Origin of the sequence: Mycobacteroides abscessus ATCC 19977 (assembly GCF_000069185.1) — a bacterium.
In the GTDB taxonomy this organism is placed as follows: domain Bacteria; phylum Actinomycetota; class Actinomycetes; order Mycobacteriales; family Mycobacteriaceae; genus Mycobacterium; species Mycobacterium abscessus.
This window is the reverse complement of record NC_010397.1, coordinates 3159899-3176823: the sequence shown is the minus strand read 5'-3', so window position 1 is coordinate 3176823 and position 16925 is coordinate 3159899. Positions and strand designations below refer to the sequence as shown.

General features: G+C 64.8%; 19 protein-coding genes and 1 pseudogene. 15 read left to right on the top strand and 5 right to left on the bottom strand.

Annotation, left to right across the window (positions count from 1 at the left end):
- Window positions 1-112: 112 nt before the first annotated feature.
- From rimP to MAB_RS15855, 10 genes and pseudogenes are all read left to right on the top strand, one after another.
- Window positions 113-682, top strand: coding sequence for a ribosome maturation factor RimP (gene rimP / locus MAB_RS15900; RefSeq protein WP_005093836.1), 570 nt, complete (start codon window positions 113-115; stop codon window positions 680-682).
- Entirely contained in the window at window positions 679-1674 is a 996-nt protein-coding gene (gene nusA / locus MAB_RS15895) for a transcription termination factor NusA (protein ID WP_005057086.1), read from the top strand. Before rimP ends, nusA begins: the two co-directional genes overlap by 4 nt.
- Window positions 1675-1743: 69 nt before the next feature.
- Window positions 1744-2157, top strand: a complete 414-nt coding sequence (locus tag MAB_RS15890; RefSeq protein ID WP_005081726.1) for an RrF2 family transcriptional regulator — start codon at window positions 1744-1746, stop codon at window positions 2155-2157.
- A gap of 5 nt (window positions 2158-2162) precedes the next feature.
- The gene (locus tag MAB_RS15885) at window positions 2163-3353 is read left to right on the top strand and encodes a globin domain-containing protein (RefSeq protein WP_005093835.1); all 1191 of its coding nucleotides are present in this window, start codon (window positions 2163-2165) and stop codon (window positions 3351-3353) included.
- Entirely contained in the window at window positions 3350-3784 is a 435-nt protein-coding gene (locus MAB_RS15880) for a hypothetical protein (protein WP_005081729.1), read from the top strand. The genes MAB_RS15885 and MAB_RS15880 overlap by 4 nt, the downstream gene beginning before the upstream one ends.
- A gap of 73 nt (window positions 3785-3857) precedes the next feature.
- Window positions 3858-4067: pseudogene (locus MAB_RS25425) on the top strand (YlxR family protein); the annotation flags it as partial.
- A 207-nt stretch (window positions 4068-4274) separates the two neighbouring features.
- The gene (gene infB / locus MAB_RS15870) at window positions 4275-7013 is read left to right on the top strand and encodes a translation initiation factor IF-2 (RefSeq protein WP_012296639.1); all 2739 of its coding nucleotides are present in this window, start codon (window positions 4275-4277) and stop codon (window positions 7011-7013) included.
- 1 nt (window position 7014) lies between these two features.
- Window positions 7015-7491 carry a 30S ribosome-binding factor RbfA gene (rbfA, locus tag MAB_RS15865; RefSeq protein ID WP_005076703.1) on the top strand — a complete coding sequence of 159 codons (477 nt, stop codon included), beginning with the start codon at window positions 7015-7017 and terminating at the stop codon, window positions 7489-7491.
- A complete protein-coding gene (locus MAB_RS15860; RefSeq protein ID WP_012296638.1) occupies window positions 7472-8467 on the top strand; it encodes a DHH family phosphoesterase in 996 nt (331 codons plus the stop codon). The genes rbfA and MAB_RS15860 overlap by 20 nt, the downstream gene beginning before the upstream one ends.
- A 19-nt stretch (window positions 8468-8486) precedes the next feature.
- Complete coding sequence (locus MAB_RS15855) at window positions 8487-9794, top strand: MATE family efflux transporter (protein ID WP_005122934.1); 1308 nt, start codon at window positions 8487-8489, stop codon at window positions 9792-9794.
- Here the strand turns inward: MAB_RS15855 and MAB_RS15850 are convergent, their stop codons facing one another.
- On the bottom strand, window positions 9795-10169 hold the full coding sequence (locus MAB_RS15850) for a hypothetical protein (RefSeq protein ID WP_005133076.1): 375 nt from the start codon (window positions 10167-10169) through the stop codon (window positions 9795-9797).
- Between the two features lie 87 nt (window positions 10170-10256).
- Between MAB_RS15850 and MAB_RS15845 the strand changes: the two genes are divergently transcribed.
- Complete coding sequence (locus tag MAB_RS15845; RefSeq protein ID WP_005057100.1) at window positions 10257-10478, top strand: membrane protein; 222 nt, start codon at window positions 10257-10259, stop codon at window positions 10476-10478.
- Window positions 10479-10563: 85 nt separating this feature from the next.
- The gene (locus MAB_RS15840; protein WP_005076691.1) at window positions 10564-11172 is read left to right on the top strand and encodes a GNAT family N-acetyltransferase; all 609 of its coding nucleotides are present in this window, start codon (window positions 10564-10566) and stop codon (window positions 11170-11172) included.
- Here the strand turns inward: MAB_RS15840 and MAB_RS15835 are convergent.
- The 3 genes from MAB_RS15835 to MAB_RS15825 are packed head-to-tail and all read right to left on the bottom strand — an operon-like array spanning window position 11169 to window position 14364.
- Complete coding sequence (locus tag MAB_RS15835; RefSeq protein WP_005081745.1) at window positions 11169-11927, bottom strand: enoyl-CoA hydratase; 759 nt, start codon at window positions 11925-11927, stop codon at window positions 11169-11171. The two genes, MAB_RS15840 and MAB_RS15835, sit on opposite strands and share 4 nt — an antisense overlap.
- Complete coding sequence (locus MAB_RS15830) at window positions 11924-13126, bottom strand: acyl-CoA dehydrogenase family protein (protein ID WP_005111606.1); 1203 nt, start codon at window positions 13124-13126, stop codon at window positions 11924-11926. Before MAB_RS15830 ends, MAB_RS15835 begins: the two co-directional genes overlap by 4 nt.
- Window positions 13123-14364, bottom strand: a complete 1242-nt coding sequence (locus MAB_RS15825) for an acyl-CoA dehydrogenase family protein (protein ID WP_005115331.1) — start codon at window positions 14362-14364, stop codon at window positions 13123-13125. Before MAB_RS15825 ends, MAB_RS15830 begins: the two co-directional genes overlap by 4 nt.
- An 81-nt stretch (window positions 14365-14445) precedes the next feature.
- Between MAB_RS15825 and MAB_RS15820 the strand changes: the two genes are divergently transcribed.
- The gene (locus MAB_RS15820; protein ID WP_005057105.1) at window positions 14446-14715 is read left to right on the top strand and encodes a DUF2277 domain-containing protein; all 270 of its coding nucleotides are present in this window, start codon (window positions 14446-14448) and stop codon (window positions 14713-14715) included.
- Window positions 14716-14741: 26 nt separating this feature from the next.
- On the opposite strand, the gene MAB_RS15815 is transcribed toward MAB_RS15820, so the two are convergent.
- Window positions 14742-15362, bottom strand: coding sequence for a DUF3558 domain-containing protein (locus MAB_RS15815; protein WP_005111603.1), 621 nt, complete (start codon window positions 15360-15362; stop codon window positions 14742-14744).
- 119 nt (window positions 15363-15481) lie between these two features.
- Here MAB_RS15815 and MAB_RS15810 point away from each other — a divergent pair, with 119 nt between their 5' ends.
- Both MAB_RS15810 and MAB_RS15805 read left to right on the top strand, forming a co-directional pair.
- Entirely contained in the window at window positions 15482-15958 is a 477-nt protein-coding gene (locus MAB_RS15810; RefSeq protein WP_005057107.1) for a carboxymuconolactone decarboxylase family protein, read from the top strand.
- A gap of 13 nt (window positions 15959-15971) precedes the next feature.
- Window positions 15972-16925 carry a metallophosphoesterase family protein gene (locus MAB_RS15805; RefSeq protein WP_005057109.1) on the top strand — a complete coding sequence of 318 codons (954 nt, stop codon included), beginning with the start codon at window positions 15972-15974 and terminating at the stop codon, window positions 16923-16925.

The window sequence follows — 16925 nt, the reverse complement described above, 5'->3', positions numbered from 1 at the left end:
GCCGCATGACAGCCCTCGCCGGGCGTAAGGTGGAGTGCTGGTCAGGACGAAGGTCCGACTAGTGTGTGCAAGCCGAACGCCCGACAACTCAAGATGAGGAGCCACAAACGTCATGCCGGATCCTCTTGACCCGAGTGACTCGTCGACGGGGCTGCCATCTGATGACCAGGTGCTCGAGCTGCTTGCTCCCGAATTTTCCCGTTCCGGCGTAGAGATCGAAAGTGTCGTGGTGAGCGACGGCGGCGTGGCAGGTAGGCCGTCCCGCATCGCGGTGGTGGTCGATTCGGATACGCCGGTGGACTTGGATGCGGTTGCGGGGCTCAGCAGGACAGCGTCAGCGTTGTTGGACGAGGCGGACACCGGCTGGCAGGCCTACGAGCTCGAGATCACCACACCGGGTGTTGATCGGCCGCTCACCACCGTGGCGCACTTCCGGCGGGCACACCTGAGACTGGCCCAGATCCGCCTTACCAATGGCGAGGATCTTCTTGGGCGTATCGGCATCACGCATGATGACGGGGTGCAGGTGGTGCTGCGCAAACCCATCAAGGGGACCGGATGGACCGTGCGTGATCTTGCGTTCTCGGATATCGAGAGCGCCGTCGTGCAGGTGGAGTTCAACACGCCCAACCCGCAGGAACTCAATCTGGCTGGGGCAGCCGAAACTGGAGGTGGCGCATGAATATCGATCCCGCAGCGGTAAACCTGATGGCTGCCGATAAGGGCATCACGGTCGACGAGGCGATCGACATCATCAAGTCGGCGCTGCTCACCGCGTATCGCCATACCGATGGGCACGAGCCCAACGCGCGTATCGAAATCGACCGCAAGACCGGTGTGGTGCGCGTGATGGCGCGTGAGACCGATCAGGACGGCAACCTCATCACGGAGTGGGATGCCACACCCGAAGGATTCGGCCGCATCGCGGCCACCACCGCGCGGCAGGTGTTCCAGCAGGGAGTGCGTGACGCGGAGAACGAGCACAAGTTTGGCGAGTTCTCCACGCGTGAAGGCGAGATCGTCGGCGGCGTGATCCAGCGTGACGCCCGGGCCAACGCCCGCGGGCTCGTCGTGGTCCGCATGGGTAGCGAGACGAAGGGCTCCGAGGGGGTCATTCCGTCGGCCGAGCAGGTGCCAGGAGAGGAGTACCACCACGGAGACCGCCTGCGCTGCTACGTCGTTGGCGTGTCGCGGGGCGCCCGGGAGCCGTTGATCACCCTGTCGCGCACCCACCCGAACCTTGTACGTAAGTTGTTTTCACTGGAAGTTCCAGAGATCAGCGACGGCTCGGTAGAGATCGTCGCGGTCGCACGTGAGGCGGGGCATCGCTCCAAGATCGCGGTGGCATCGAAGGTTTCTGGGCTCAACGCCAAGGGCGCCTGCATCGGCCCGATGGGTCAGCGTGTGCGCAACGTGATGAGTGAGCTGTCCGGCGAGAAGATCGACATCATCGATTACGACCCGGACCCCGCGCGATTCGTGGCGAATGCGCTGTCGCCCGCCAAGGTGGTTTCGGTTTCGGTTATCGACGAGGCGGGCAAGGCTGCCCGCGTCATTGTGCCCGATTTCCAACTCTCGCTGGCGATCGGCAAGGAGGGGCAGAACGCCCGGCTTGCCGCGCGACTGACCGGATGGCGCATCGACATCAGAAGTGACGCGGACCCCGAAAACTAGCACCGGGTAGCGGTAGGTACTGACCAAAGTCCCTATCGGCACATAACTTGCATCTCATATACAAGTTATGTGCAACTGACGCGATTCACCGACCTGGGCCTGCGCATTGTCATGCGCTTGGCCGTTGAGGGGCCGAACGCCCAGCTGCACACCGATGATCTTGCCGCCCAATTGTGTGTTTCCTATACGCATGCCACGAAAGTTGTTGCCCGGCTTTCGGAAATGGGGGCAATTGAGTCTACGCGCGGACGCCATGGGGGAGTCCGCATCACCCAGGACGGACTCGGCCGCCGGGTGGGTTCGCTGGCCCGAAAATTAGAGCGCAGCGGCGAGGTCATCGACTGCGAGGGGGATCCGCCCTGTCCTCTCCGCAGGAATTGCCGTCTTCGTGAGGCGCTTCGCTCCGCCCAAGACGCGTTCTTCACTCACCTCGATCAGTGGACGGTGGCCGAAATAGCCCGTCCAACAATGGAAAGGAAGTAGTCAAAGTGCTATCAGCAGAGTCGCTGGGAGTCATCCGTGAAACGCTGCCCGCCGTGGCGGGTGCGATCGATGAGATCACGCCGTTGTTCTACTCCAAGATGTTCGCGGCGCATCCGGAACTTCTTCGCGATCTGTTCAACCGTGGAAATCAGGCGGCAGGGGAGCAGCCGAAGGCGCTGGCCGCATCCATTGCGGCATTCGCCGGAATGGTGTTGGAAGGCAATGGAGCTCAGTATGACTCGGTGCTCGACAGGATTGCTCACAAGCATGCCTCATTGGGCATCGTCGCCGAGCAGTATCCGATTGTGTACGAGCACCTGTTCGCCGCGATCGCGGAGGTGCTGGGCGGGGCGGTGACCGCCGATGTCGCCAAGGCCTGGAGTGAGTTCTACTGGCTGATGGCCGACGAATTGATCGCTCGGGAAAAGGCGCTCTACGACGCCGCCGGGGTAGCGCCGGGGGACGTGTGGCTCCAGGCCATAGTGGTGCGCCGCCAGTTGGAATCAGCGGACGTGGCCGGATTCGAGTTACGCGGTGTGTCCGGTAAATTGCCGAATTTTGTACCGGGACAGTACATATCGGTACAAGTCACCTTGCCGGACGGGGCCAGGCAGATCCGGCAATACAGTTTGTCGCGCGGATCCACAGCGGGAGACTGGCGTATTGCCGTCAAGCGACTGAACGTCGGTGACACCCCCGCGGGTGAGGTGTCGAATTTCATCTACGACAACGTCTTTGAAGGACAACAACTGCGGGTTTCGGTGCCCATGGGTGAGTTCACGCTCGATGACTCGGCGGATCCGTTGGTTCTCGTATCGGCGGGGATCGGCTGCACGCCGATCATGGGAATGCTGCAAGAGCTCGTGGCCACGCAGTCGCCGCGTGAAGTCGTGGTCCTCCACGCGGACCAGTCGGCCGCCGCACACGCATATCGGCACGAGCTGGCAGACCTGGTGGGTCGTTTGCCCGCAGGGCGGCTACACACCTGGTACGAACGGGCACATGTCGAGCATCCGGCTGATGGAATTGGGCGCATGAGCCTGGACCGCCTTCCGATCGATCTCTCGTCCACGGTGTTCGTCTGCGGCCCCCGGCCGTTCATGTCGGCAATCAACGAGGACTTGGTGTCACTCGGTATCCCTCAGGAGCAGATCAATCACGAGCTGTTCGGTCCATTGGCGTCGGCCGTGGCATGACGCGCGTCGAGGTGCTGACGGCGGCGCTGGCGGCATTCTGGCTTGGGTTGGTGGTGGCGATCTCGTTTATCGAGGCGCCACTGAAGTTCCGCGCGCCGGGGGTGACCATTCAGCTGGGGCTGGCCATCGGCCGCCTGGTCTTCCGTGCGCTGAACGCGGTGGAGTGCGTGCTGGCGGCGGTCTTGGTGCTGCTGCTGGTTGTCGGCAAGCCCGCTACCGCGGTAACCGTCGCGGCTGTGGGCGCGTGCGCCTGTCTTGCCATCCAGTTGCTAGCGATACGGCCCGCGATCGCGCAGCGGACCAACGCGATCCGGGATGGCGCCGCATATGCAGGGCGTAGTCGCATCCACCTGGCTTATGTCGCGGCCGAGTGCCTCAAGACGGTGTCTCTCATCACCCTGGTGGCGCTCGTCGCGGCGGGGGTTCAATGACCGGAATACAGCCTTGTTATTCGATGCTGTGGGCCGATTCATAAATTGGGTGTCGCGGACGGTAGACTAAGCCGTGATCCAGCGTGAGACTTCGGTGTCCGCACCTGCCCAAACCGGTAAGCCGGTACGGACATGTGTCGGCTGCCGGGGGCGAGAGCTGGCTGCAGATCTGCTTCGTGTGGTTGCTGCGGACGACGGACACCTGGTGGTCGACGTCCGGCGCAGACTGCCCGGCCGAGGTGCGTGGTTACATCGGTCGGCGCAGTGTTACCAGCTAGCGGTAAAGCGGCGAGCCTTCGCGCGAGCGCTCCGGATCACCGGAAACCCGGACACCTCCGCGGTCTCCGAACATGTTGAGCAATACCAAGAGATTGGCAACAACGAACAATGAGCACACCGTGAAGCGTCGATGATGATCGTCCATCACAGCTAACACGAGGCACGGGCCCTTAAGTCCCCTTAAGGTCACTGCCTCGCAGACAGGAGAGCAGTGGCAGGCAAGGCCCGGGTACACGAGTTGGCCAAAGAACTCGGTGTGACCAGTAAAGAAGTTCTCGCCCGACTGAGCGATCAGGGCGAATTCGTTAAGTCTGCGTCGTCGACGGTGGAAGCTCCCGTCGCGCGGCGCCTTCGTGAATCATTTGGTGGGGGCGATAAGCCCGCTCCCGCCGCGTCCAATGGTGCGGCTGCAGAGGCGGCGGCTCCTCCGAAGAAGGCCGGTCCCAAGCCGGGCGCCCCTAAGCCGGCGCCCAAGAAGGTTGCGGAACCGGTTGTGGAGGCGCCTGTCGCGCCGGAACCCCCGGCAGCGCCCGCCGCACCTGCGGCCCCCGCGCCGAAGCCGAGCCCCGCCGCGCGGCCCGCAGCGGCAGAAGCGGCTGCGCCCGCTCCGGCACCCGCACCAGCGCCCCGGCCGGGTGCGACACCCGGCCCCAAGCCGGGTGCTCCTCGTGTGCCGCGCGTTGGCAACAACCCATTCTCCTCGGCGCAGCCGGCCGAACGTCCGGCACCGCGTCCCCAGGCGCCGCGTCCCGGGGCTCCCCGTCCCGGTGGTGCCTCCCCGAGCAACATGCCGCCGCGTCCGTCGCCCGGTTCCATGGGACCGCGGCCGCCGCGTCCCGGCGGTGGTCCCCGTCCCGGCGGTGGTCCCCGTCCCGGTGGTGCCGGTCGCCCAGGTGGTGGCGGTGGTGGCAATTACCGTGGCGGCGGTACCGGTACGGGCGCTCCCGCGGGCGGCCCTCCCGGAGCGGGTGGCGGTTTCCGCGGCCGCCCAGGTGGTGGCGGCGGCGGTGGACGTCCCGGTCAGCGCGGTGGTGCGGCAGGTGCGTTCGGTCGTCCCGGTGGCGCCCCGAAGCGTGGTCGCAAGTCCAAGCGGGCGAAACGCGCCGAATACGAGAACATGCAGGCGCCTGTTGTCGGTGGCGTGCGGTTGCCGCATGGCAACGGTGAGGTCATCCGGCTCGCGCGCGGCGCCTCGCTCTCCGATTTCGCCGAGAAGATCGATGCCAACCCAGCGTCGCTGGTGCAGGCGCTGTTCAACCTCGGCGAGATGGTGACCGCCACGCAGTCGGTGGGTGACGAGACCCTCGAGCTGCTGGGCGGCGAGATGAACTACGTCGTCCAGGTCGTCAGTCCTGAAGACGAGGACCGTGAGCTGCTGGAGTCCTTCGACCTCACCTACGGCGAGGACGAGGGCGGCGAGGAGGACCTGCGGACACGTCCGCCGGTGGTGACCGTGATGGGTCACGTCGACCACGGTAAGACCCGACTGCTGGACACCATCCGTAAGGCGAACGTGCGTGAGGGTGAAGCCGGCGGCATCACCCAGCACATCGGCGCCTACCAGGTCGCTGTCGAACATGACGGCACCGAGCGTCCCATCACCTTCATCGACACCCCGGGTCACGAGGCGTTCACCGCCATGCGTGCCCGCGGTGCGAAGGCCACCGATATCGCGATCTTGGTGGTGGCCGCGGACGACGGTGTCATGCCGCAGACGGTGGAAGCCATCAACCACGCGCAGGCGGCCGATGTGCCGATCGTGGTGGCGGTCAACAAGATCGATAAGGAAGGCGCCGATCCGGCCAAGATCCGGGCTCAGCTCACCGAGTACAACTTGGTGGCCGAGGACTTCGGTGGCGACACGATGTTCGTCGACATCTCGGCCAGGCAGGGCACCAACATCGAGCAGTTGCTCGAAGCGGTGCTGCTGACCGCGGATGCTGCCCTGGATCTGCGGGCCAACCCCGACATGGAGGCCCAGGGTGTCGCCATTGAGGCGCATCTGGACCGCGGTCGCGGTCCGGTGGCCACGGTGCTCATCCAGCGCGGCACGCTGCGGGTCGGCGACTCGATCGTCGCCGGTGACGCGTACGGTCGCGTGCGCCGCATGGTCGACGAGCACGGCGAGGATGTCGAAGAGGCCTTGCCGTCGCGTCCGGTCCAGGTCATCGGTTTCACCTCGGTGCCCGGTGCCGGTGACAACCTGCTCGTCGTCGACGAGGACCGCATCGCCCGGCAGATTGCCGACCGGCGCAGTGCGCGTAAGCGCAACGCGTTGGCCGCACGCAGCCGCAAGCGGATCAGCCTGGACGACCTGGACGCCGCGCTGAAGGAAACCAGCCAGCTGAACCTGATCCTCAAGGGCGACAACGCCGGTACGGTCGAGGCCCTGGAAGAGGCACTGCTCGGAATCGCGATCGACGACGAGGTGCAGTTGCGCGTCATCGATCGTGGTGTCGGTGGTGTGACCGAGACCAACGTCAACCTGGCGTCGGCCTCGGATGCCATCATCATCGGCTTCAATGTGCGCGCCGAGGGCAAGGCGACCGAGCTGGCCAACCGCGAGGGTGTCGACATCCGGTACTACTCGGTGATCTACCAGGCCATCGACGAGATCGAGAGCGCCCTCAAGGGCATGCTCAAGCCGGTCTACGAAGAGGTCGAGCTGGGGCGCGCCGAGATTCGTGCCATGTTCCGGTCGTCGAAGGTCGGCAACATCGCCGGCTGCCTGGTCACCTCGGGCATCATCCGGCGCAACGCGAAGGCGCGCCTGCTGCGCGACAACATCGTGGTCGCCGAGACCGTCACCATCTCGTCGCTGCGGCGGGAGAAGGACGACGTGGTCGAGGTGCGCGACGGCTACGAGTGCGGTCTGACCTTGACGTACAACGACATCAAGGAAGGCGACGTCATCGAGGCGTACGAGCTGCGCGAGAAGGAGCGGGTCTAACGTGGCAGATCCCGCCCGCGCACGCCGGCTGGCGAAGCGGATCGGGGCCATCGTCGCCTCGGCGATCGAGTACGAGATCAAGGATCCGAGGCTGACGATGGTCACGGTCACCGATACTCGGGTGACCAACGATCTTCACGATGCGACCGTGTACTACACCGTGATGGGGCAGACTCTTTCCGACGAGCCGGATTTCGCCGGCGCGGCGGCTGCGCTAGATAAGGCAAAGGGTGTGCTTCGAACCAAGGTGGGTGCCGGTACAGGAGTGAGGTTCACGCCCACCCTGACCTTTGTGCTCGACACGATGGCCGATTCGGCCCGGCACATGGAGGAGCTGCTGGACCGCACGCGCGCGGCCGATGCGGCTCTTGCCGAGGTGCGTCAGGGAGCGGTACACGCCGGCGATGCCGATCCGTACAAGGAATCTGCGGCCGAGGAACCCGCAGCCTACGAGGACGATGAGCGCCGTCCCGATTGAGACGGGTGCCGTGGGGGCACGCGTAGACGAGGACGGTGCCGTGGCCCTGCTGGCGAAGGCCAGCAGGGTGGTGATCATCTGTCATGTGCATCCCGACGCCGACACGGTAGGCAGTGGGCTGGCGCTGGGACAGGCGTTGGTGGCCAAGGGCGTTGACGTCCAGGTGAGCTTCGGCGAACCGGCGGCGCCGCCGGAGTCGGTGGGCACGCTGCCCGGTGCACACTTGCTCGTTCGGCCCCAAGAGCTGCGCCGGGATCCAGATCTTGTGGTCACCGTCGACAGCCCCAGCGTGCGCCGACTCGGTCAACTCGCCCAGCTGACCGAGGGGTCCACGCCAGTGCTGGTCATTGACCACCATGTGTCCAACGAGCTCTTTGGCACGGCGAACTACGTTGATATCGCAGCAGATTCGACGACGATGATGGTGGTTCAGCTGCTCGACGCCTGGGGAGTGGACATCACCCCCGAGATGGCGCATTGCCTGTACGCGGGCTTGGTCACCGACAGCGGCTCGTTCCGCTGGGCCACCCCACGGGGCCACCGGCTGGCGGCCCGGTTGCTGGACTTGGGCGCCGATGGCGTGAACATCACCCGCACCTTCATGGACTCGCATCCCTTTGTGTGGCTGCCGATCTTGTCGCGTGTGCTGGGCACCGCGGAGCTCGTCCCCCATGCGGTTGGGGGTGCGGGAATGGTGTATGCCGTTGTCACCCACGATGTCTGGTCCCGCGCACGCACCGAAGAGGTTGAATCGATAGTCGATATCGTCCGCACCACCACCGAGGCTGAGGTTGCGGTGGTGTTCAAGGAAATCGAGCCGGAGCATTGGTCGGTATCGATGCGCGCGCGGTCCGCGGTCGATCTTTCCGCGGTAGCGGCCACTTTCGACGGTGGTGGACATCGGCTGGCAGCCGGGTTCTCGGCGACGGGTCCGGTCGATGACGTAGTGGCGGCGCTGGTTCGCGCCCTTGACTGACGCCACCGGCATCGCCGGAATGCCCGGCCTGGCTCGACGGATCATTTCGCTGGCGCTGCCCGCATTGGGCGTCTTGGCAGCCGAACCTCTGTATCTGCTTTTCGACATCGCCATGGTGGGCCGCCTGGGAGCGGTCCCTTTGGCGGGATTGGCTGTTGGGGGACTGGTCCTTTCGTTGGTGGGGACGCAGCTGACCTTTCTGTCGTACGGCACCACCGCGCGCGCCGCGCGGCGATTCGGATCCGGCGACAGGCCTGGCGCGGTCCATGAGGGCGTGCAGGCCACCTGGCTGGCGCTGCTCATCGGAGCCGTCGTGGTGCTCGTCGTGCATGCGGTGGCCGGGCCGGTGGTGCGCGCCATTGCCGCGGCGCCCGATGTCGCTGCTCAGGGCCTGGGGTGGCTGCGTATCGCCATCTTCGCGGCACCGGCCATTCTGGTGTCCCTGGCGGGCAACGGCTGGATGCGGGGAGTTCAGAATACGGTGCGGCCGTTGCGATATGTCATCGCCGGTTTTGCCGTGTCGGCCGTACTGTGCCCGGTGCTGATCTACGGGCTGGCGGGTGTGCCGCGGATGGGGTTGGCCGGTTCGGCGGTGGCCAATCTGGTGGGGCAGTGGCTGGCCGCGATCCTCTTCTTGCGTGCTCTGCACGCCGAGCATGCGCCGCTTCGGACGGACCGTGCGGTGCTGCGCGCGCAGCTGGTGCTGGCGCGCGATCTGCTGGTGCGCAGTCTGGCCTTTCAAGCGTGCTTCATCAGTGCTGCCGCGGTAGCGGCCCGGTTTGGGGCGGCGGCATTGGCCGCCCATCAGGTGGTCCTGCAGATGTGGAGTTTCCTTGCACTGGTGCTCGACTCGCTGGCCATCGCGGCTCAAACCCTGGTAGGTGCGGCATTGGGCGCGGGCCGGGTGCCCGAGGCCAAGTCGGTGGCGTGGCGTGTGAGCATCTTCTCGCTGGGGTTCGCGGTGCTGTTGGCGGGCATACTTGCCCTCGGTGCGCCGGTGCTGCCGAGGCTGTTTACCTCCGACGCCGCCGTGCTGCATGAAATGCGGGTGCCATGGTGGTTCCTGGTGTGTCAGTTGCCGATATCGGGTCTGGTGTTCGCGCTGGACGGGGTGCTGCTGGGAGCTGCCGATGCGCGGTTCATGCGCAATGCCACCATGATCAGCGCATTGTGCGGATTCCTGCCGAGCGTGTGGTTGGCACTGGTTTTCGGGTGGGGGCTTGCCGGGATCTGGTGCGGACTCACCCTTTTCCTGGTCCTGCGGCTGGTGTTGGTCGGTTGGCGCGCACTGTCCGGAGGATGGGCCGTGCCGGGCACTGGCTCCTGATCAGGACGTCTGCGGATATTGGGGGTAGGGCGGCTGGGGATACCCGACCGGTGGATAAGCCTGGTATGCCGGCGGCTGTGCTGCCAAACGCCGAATCTGGTTGATTTGCCCCATGTTTCCGAAGATGGCGATCCAGTTCATGAGGAGGATGGACAGAAAACTCCACCAGCCGGCGGCCAGGTTGTGGGTTTGCGCGTCGCGATAGGCGGCCTCGCATTGTTCAAGCGTCCCGGTGATCGTGTAGCTGCGGGTGCTGAACATGAGAAGCATCCCGGTGTGTTTGGTCAGCCGCACCTGAAAGGACCGGGGCCCCGCCGCCGGATAGTGCTGTGGATACGACACGATTTTCTCCCCCCGCTCCGATAGCTGCTTCATGATATCGAGTCCCGTCGATTGCGTGGATATGTGATCCACATCACTTCAGGGGTATCGTGGAAAAGCTGGACGAGGAGGTGTTTCGAAATGAACCTTGATCGATTTGCCGTGTGGACCGGTTACTTCCTGGGCCTGATGTCGGTCACGATTACCGCGCTGGGTCTGGCGGCGTTGGCCTCCGGGCATCATGGCTGGGGAATGGTGGCAGCGGTCGCACTCCTGGTGACCGCCGGTCTCGGATTCGCGGTCGTCGGTGGCACAGTGCACCACGATCACAAGATCCATAGGGAGACGCCGCACCTGATGTAGGGGTGCGCGAGGTCGTCTCGGCGGGTGCTTCGTAAAATATAGGCTTACCTAAGCTAAGCCTCAATCGAACGGAGTCTCCTGGCCGATGAATAGCCCCACCGGTTACCGCATCGCGCGCGAGAACACCGATGTGGTGGCCGAGGTGATGGCGGCCGGGCCGCCGCCGATGCCGTCATTTGACGGTACTCGGTATGCCTTGCGTCGGGTAGATCCGTTGGGCACGGACCCGGAGATGCTCAGTGAGTGGTTCGCCCGGCCGCATTTGGTGGAGACGTGGGAGCAGCCATGGTCAGCCGCCCGGTGGCACGAAGACTCTTCCTACCGTCTGGCCGGTGACTATTCACTGCCCTGCATCCTGTCGGTGGACGGAACCGAGATCGGCTATATCGAGCTTTACCGTGCCGCGCGTGACGAGATCGCACGGATCTACCCTGCGCATGCGCATGATGTCGGGCTGCATGTCGCGACCGCCGACACGCGCTATTTAGGCCGTGGTGTGGTGTCGGAATGGATGCGGTTGTTGCCGAGCGCGACCTACCACGCCGATCCCGACTGCCGACGAATGATGATAGAACCGGCAGCGTCGAATACGCCGATGCGCAAGGCGCTCGACCGGATTGGCTGGACGTTCCTGGGTGAGTTCGATATTCGGCCCGATCGCCGGATCGCGTTGTACCGAACCGATCGCGCCTAGGCGTTCTGGCTGCGTCCGCGCTCCATGATCGCGGTGCGCCGAGCCTCTACGCCCTCGGCGATCGAGTTCTGATCGATCCACCGGTGAGCATCGTCGAGAGCCACCTGCAGGCCGTTGCCGACGAGCTCGGACTCTATACGGCGGTAGGACGCCAGCAGTTCGCGGACCGCGGGCTGGTTGTTGCCGGCAATGGTCGCGGCGAGACGCTTGGCGGCGGGGAGGAGCTCGTTGTGCGCGACCACCTCGGTCACCAGGCCTGCCCGCAGCGCATCCTCGGCGGAGAGGTAGTCGCCGGTCAGGCTCATCCGCCGGGCCAGGCCCCGCCCCACCGAGAGCGGCAGCAGGGTGGTCAGCCCCCAGGTCGGCAAGATGCCAACGCGCGCATGGGTGTCGGCGAATCGTGCCTTCTCCGAGGCGATGAGAATGTCGCAGGCCAGTGCCAACTCCAGACCGCCGGTCACCGCAGCGCCGTTGATGGCGCCGATGACCGGCTTGCTCAGTTCGGGCCACCACGGGTCCAGGGACTCGGCACGATCGCCACTGCCCAGCTCCTTGAGGTCCACGCCCGCGCAGAAGACCGGGTCGGCCGCGGTCAGGATCATCACGTCGACGTTCTCGTCGGCGTCGGCCGCGGTGACGGCCTTGACGATCTCCTCGCCCAGGGCGGTGCTCAAGGCGTTACGTGCTTGCGGCCGGTTCAGGGTGATGGTGCAGATGCGGTCTTCGGTGTGGGTCAACAAAATTGGTTCGGTCATGCGTCGATTACCTCCTTGGCAATACGTTCGGCGTGGACGGCGCGCCCCCCGAAGAGGGCCGAGTTACTCACGGCGCGTTTGTAATACAGATGGGCCGGGTGCTCCCAGGTGAAACCGATGCCGCCATGGCTCTGGATGGCCTTGGCGGTTACCTCCACAGCTCCTGCCGACGCCACCTGTTGAGCAATACTGGTGGCCAGCGCCGGATCGTCAAGGCTCGGGTGATCATGTGACCAGGCCGCGTGATACGCGGCGCCACGCACATTCCCGGTCGCCGCGGCCATATCGGCAAGGCGGTGTTTGACGGCCTGGAATGACCCGATGATGCGCCCGAACTGGATCCGGGACTTCGCGTATTCGGTTGTCACATCCAGCATGTGGGCGGCGATACCGGCCTGCTCGGCCGCCAGTACGGTGGCTGCGACGTCGAGTGCCGTGGCGACGGCCTCCGCACCCCGCCCCTGTGCACCGATCAGGCGTGCGGGGGCGGAGTTGAAGTGGATGTTGGCCTGCCGCCGGGTCATATCAAGGGTCGCCAGCGAGTGTCGGTCGACACCTGGCGCATCGCCGTCGACCGCGAAAAGGCTTGGTCCCGAATCGGTATCGGCGAGCACCAGGATCACGTCGGCGGTCGCGCCGTCGGGAACATGCTCGGTGTCGCCGGTGAGCTTCCAGCCGTCGGTATCGGATTCGGCAGACACGGTGATCGCGTCCGCTAAACGGGTACGGCCGCCCGCCAGCGTGATCGTCTTCTCGCCGGCGGCCAGCGCCGGTACCCACTCGGCCAAGGCGCTGTCGTCGCCGCTGGACACCAGGGCGGTGGCGCCCAGGGCAGCACTGGATATCCACGGCAGGCACGCCAGAGCCCGCCCCAATTCCTCGGCCACGATGGACAATTCGATGACACCCAACCCACCGCCGCCATGCTGTTCGGGCAGACTTAGGCCCACCACACCCAGTTCGGAGCCGAGGGCGCGCCAGGCATCCAGATCCACTGATCCAGCCTCGGCAATCTGGCGCACGTGCTTGGGTGTCCAGACCCGTTCACACCAGCTGCGTACCAGCGAGCGCAGGTCGCCGTGTTCTTCGGTGAACTCGAATTCATTGATCTGGGCCTGATTGTCTTCGCTGGCGCTCATCCGGGTTTGATTGTCTTCGCTGGCGCTCATCCGGGTTTGATGGTCTTCGCTGGCGCTCATCCGCGGGGCACGTCCTTCCAGGCTTTGTCGGTGTCGACCCGAATATCGCCGGGCAATCCGAGTACGCGTTCTCCGATGATGTTGCGCATCACGTCGGAGGTACCGCCTTCGATGGTGTTGGCCTTGGATCGCAGGAAGGCCCACATGGTGTCGGCACGCCGGTCGTCTTCCACCACCCGGCGCATGTCATAGGAGGCGTACAGGGTCGCCTCGATGCCCAGCAGTTCAACACAGAAGTCGTAGATCTGCTGGTTGAGTTCCGCGCCCATCAGCTTGCCGATAGATCCTTCGGGACCCATAGGCGCATCGCCCTGGGCGGCGATCCTCATCTGTGTGCCGTAGCGGTTGCCTTCCGAGCGTACGAAAAGATTCGTCAGCTTGGCCCGCAGCTCGGGAGTGTGCAGATCGGGGCGCTGCTTCCACAGATTGAGGGCATTGCCGATCGAGCCACCGCCGCGGCCGTGATCGAAGGCGCCACCCAGTGCGCTGCGCTCGTTCATCAACGTGGTCATCGACACCCGCCAGCCATCGCCCTCGTTGCCCAGGCGGTGTGCGTCCGGGATGCGGACATCGGTGAGATAGACCTCGTTGAACTCGGCGTCGCCGGTCATCTGGCGCAGGGGACGGACCTCGACGCCGGGATCGGTCATGTCGACGACGAAGTAGGTCAGGCCCCGATGCTTGGCCACGTCGGGATTGCTGCGGGCCACCAACAAGGCCCAGCGCGCCTGATGCGCCCCCGAGGTCCACACCTTCTGACCGTTGATCACCCACTCATCGCCGTCGCGTACCGCGCGGGTGGCCAGGCCTGCCAAATCGGAGCCGGCACCCGGCTCGCTGAAGAGCTGACACCACAGCTCTTCACCGGTGAACAGGGGACGCAGGATCCGCCGGATCAATTCCGGTTGTCCATGCGCTAGTACCGTCGGCGCTGCCATGCCATACCCGATCACGTTGACAAACAAGGGGTCTGGCACACCGGCCGCGCGCAGGATGGTGTCGGAAACGGCCTGCAGCGCCGGCGGCGCGTCCAGGCCACCCAGGCCGACCGGGAAATGTACCCAGGCCAGGCCCGCGTCGTAGACGGCGCCCAATAGGTCGGTCACCGGCGTCGTCGCGGGGGGATGTTTGGCGAGCACCTCGTGGGCGGCAGCGGCGACACGGTCGCGTTGCGATGAACCGCTGGTATGAAGGGCGTTGGACCCGGCGCTAGACGGCTCCGATGACGTCACTGGCATGACTTACGTATACACGCGCATGTGAACTAACCGGTGGGTGGGGCATGGCGTCTTCCGGAATCTGTTTCTACTGTCGTAGATATGTGCAGGAACATCACCGAGCTGCGCGGACTCGAGCCTGCGGCGACCGATCAGGAGATCGAGGCGGCGGCACGGCAATACGTCCGCAAGATCAGCGGAATCCAGAAGACCTCCGACGCCAATCGGGAGGCATTCGAGCAGGCGGTGGCCGAGGTTACCGCCACCACGATGCGGCTGCTGGGGTCACTGCCGGCGCGTCGTCAGCCGCCCAAGACCGTGCCTCCATTGCGGCGGCCCGAAGTGCTGGCACGCATCGCGGCGCGCGGCTAACCGGCCGGTCTCAGAATTTGCCGGTCTCAGAATTTGTAGGAGGGCGCGAGAATATTTGCGACCCGACGATTCTCCACGAGACAGCCGGGGCCGTCGGGGGAGTACTTCTGCGACGCGTAGTACAGCGACTGCTGGACCACGCCGTAACTCGTCTTGAACGTGATCATGCACGACACCCACCACTGGTTGTTCCAGTCGGTCGGCTTCATGATGTTGTATTCGGCCGCGCGGTGACCGGCGATGGTGGTCTCCACGCCATCGGCAGGCAGCGAGTCTTCGTAGGTGCGCCACACGACTGCCTCGACGGCCAACTGATAGTTGTTACGCGAGTCGTAGCGGCAGCGCAGCCCTTCCTCGGGCGCCGGCGGTGTCTGGTCGAGTCCTGCGGCGGCGATGACCGAACTGGGGATATCGAAGCAGGGGTCGAACGGGCGAGGATCGGTGACCGGAACGACCGGCCATTTGATCGTGGTGGTGGCGCCCGTGTTCGCGGGCCCGGTCATGGGTGCGGTGGAGAACCTGAGCTGAACCGGCGCGCTCGCGGTGTGCTCCGCGGGGGCGGTGCGCCAGACGGTAACGATGCTCAGCACCAGCGCCACCAGGGCGACGCAGATTCCAGCTCGGACAAGGGCTGCCCGTTGGGCCATGCGAAGTCACCTCAATCTGGTCGGCCGCGGTGCGCCGAAGTCTAGCGGTGCGCCTCGTCGTCTCCTACGGAACATCGAAAACACTAGAACACGTTCTAGTCCAGGAGTACCGTGACGCCATGGCACGAATTGGGAACTATGCAGACGACGACGTGGCCGGCTGGCTGATGGGCTCCCCGGAAATGGCGCCGGGTTTCGCCGGATTTTCTGATGCGGTGTACAACCGCAGTCGGCTTCCCCTTGGGGTGCGGGAGTTGGCCCGGATGGCAGTGGCCTTTGCGAACGAATGCTCGGTGTGTCAGAACACCCGTTTTGTGCAGAGCGGTGAACTCGACGGGGATTTTTATGCCGAGGCCGATCGGTGGCGTACCTCGGCGCGATACAGCGAGGCGGAGCGTACGGCCGCCGAGTTCGCGCACCGTTTCGCCACCGATCACGTTGGGTTACGCGAGGACGACGAGTTCTGGGAGCGGGCACGTCAGCATTTCGATGACGGATTGCTGACGGATCTCGCGCTGTCCTGTGCGTTCTGGGTGGGAAGTGGACGCGCGCTGCGCGTTCTCGACGTGGGGCAGAGCTGCAAGATAAACCTGTAGGTACATTGGCCGGATGACGCAGGAACGCGAGCCCACGCTCTGGGCCATCAGTGACCTGCATGTCGGGCAGTCGGCCAACAAGTCTGTCCTGGAAGAACTGCACCCGGCCTCTCCCGAGGACTGGCTGATCGTCGCCGGGGATGTGGCCGAACGTAGCGATGACATCCGGGCGGCGCTGGATCTGTTGCGGCGCAGGTTTACCAAGGTGATCTGGGTACCGGGCAACCACGAACTGTGGACCACGGCGCGCGATCCGATGCAGATCTTCGGGCAGTCCCGGTACGACTACCTGGTCAACATGTGCGACGAGATGGGTGTAATCACCCCCGAACATCCCTACCCGGTATGGGTGGAACAGGGTGGTCCGGCCACCATCGTGCCGATGTTTGTGTTGTACGACTACACATTTCTGCCGGAAGGGGCCAACAGCAAGGCCGAGGGGCTCAAGATCGCCCGTGATCGCAACGTGGTGGCCACTGACGAGTTCTTGCTCTCCAGTGAGCCTTTCGCCACACGCGATGCCTGGTGCCGAGATCGGCTGCGGTACACCCGCAAGCGCCTAGAGGATTTGGACTGGATGACTCCGACAGTCCTGGTGAACCATTTTCCGCTGGTGCGTGAACCCTGCGACGCGTTGTTCTACCCCGAGTTCTCGCTGTGGTGTGGAACCACCGAAACCGCGGACTGGCATACCCGTTACAACGCCGCATGCTCGGTGTACGGACATCTACACATTCCGCGAACCACCTGGTACGACGACGTCAGGTTTGAAGAGGTATCGGTGGGCTATCCGCGGGAATGGGCCCAGCGCAAACCATATTCGTGGCTTCGGCAGATTCTGCCGGCGCCACATTATCCGCCCGGCTACCTCAACGAGTTCGGTGGTCATTTCGAGATCACTGAGCAGATGAGGGTGGCAGCCAAACGATTCCGTGAGCGGCTTGCCAAGGAGCGTGCCAGTGACTGA

Bases quoted from the DNA above. Each gene is read 5' to 3' on its own strand.
- rimP (WP_005093836.1), top strand. From the start codon at position 113: ATGCCGGATCCTCTTGACCCGAGTGACTCGTCGACGGGGCTGCCATCT.
- nusA (WP_005057086.1), top strand. From the start codon at position 679: ATGAATATCGATCCCGCAGCGGTAAACCTGATGGCTGCCGATAAGGGC.
- MAB_RS15880 (WP_005081729.1), top strand. From the start codon at position 3,350: ATGACGCGCGTCGAGGTGCTGACGGCGGCGCTGGCGGCATTCTGGCTT.
- MAB_RS15860 (WP_012296638.1), top strand. From the start codon at position 7,472: ATGAGCGCCGTCCCGATTGAGACGGGTGCCGTGGGGGCACGCGTAGAC.
- MAB_RS15855 (WP_005122934.1), top strand. From the start codon at position 8,487: ATGCCCGGCCTGGCTCGACGGATCATTTCGCTGGCGCTGCCCGCATTG.
- MAB_RS15850 (WP_005133076.1), bottom strand. From the start codon at position 10,169: ATGAAGCAGCTATCGGAGCGGGGGGAGAAAATCGTGTCGTATCCACAG.
- MAB_RS15845 (WP_005057100.1), top strand. From the start codon at position 10,257: ATGAACCTTGATCGATTTGCCGTGTGGACCGGTTACTTCCTGGGCCTG.
- MAB_RS15840 (WP_005076691.1), top strand. From the start codon at position 10,564: ATGAATAGCCCCACCGGTTACCGCATCGCGCGCGAGAACACCGATGTG.
- MAB_RS15835 (WP_005081745.1), bottom strand. From the start codon at position 11,927: ATGACCGAACCAATTTTGTTGACCCACACCGAAGACCGCATCTGCACC.
- MAB_RS15830 (WP_005111606.1), bottom strand. From the start codon at position 13,126: ATGAGCGCCAGCGAAGACCATCAAACCCGGATGAGCGCCAGCGAAGAC.
- MAB_RS15825 (WP_005115331.1), bottom strand. From the start codon at position 14,364: ATGCCAGTGACGTCATCGGAGCCGTCTAGCGCCGGGTCCAACGCCCTT.
- MAB_RS15820 (WP_005057105.1), top strand. From the start codon at position 14,446: ATGTGCAGGAACATCACCGAGCTGCGCGGACTCGAGCCTGCGGCGACC.
- MAB_RS15815 (WP_005111603.1), bottom strand. From the start codon at position 15,362: ATGGCCCAACGGGCAGCCCTTGTCCGAGCTGGAATCTGCGTCGCCCTG.
- MAB_RS15810 (WP_005057107.1), top strand. From the start codon at position 15,482: ATGGCACGAATTGGGAACTATGCAGACGACGACGTGGCCGGCTGGCTG.
- MAB_RS15805 (WP_005057109.1), top strand. From the start codon at position 15,972: ATGACGCAGGAACGCGAGCCCACGCTCTGGGCCATCAGTGACCTGCAT.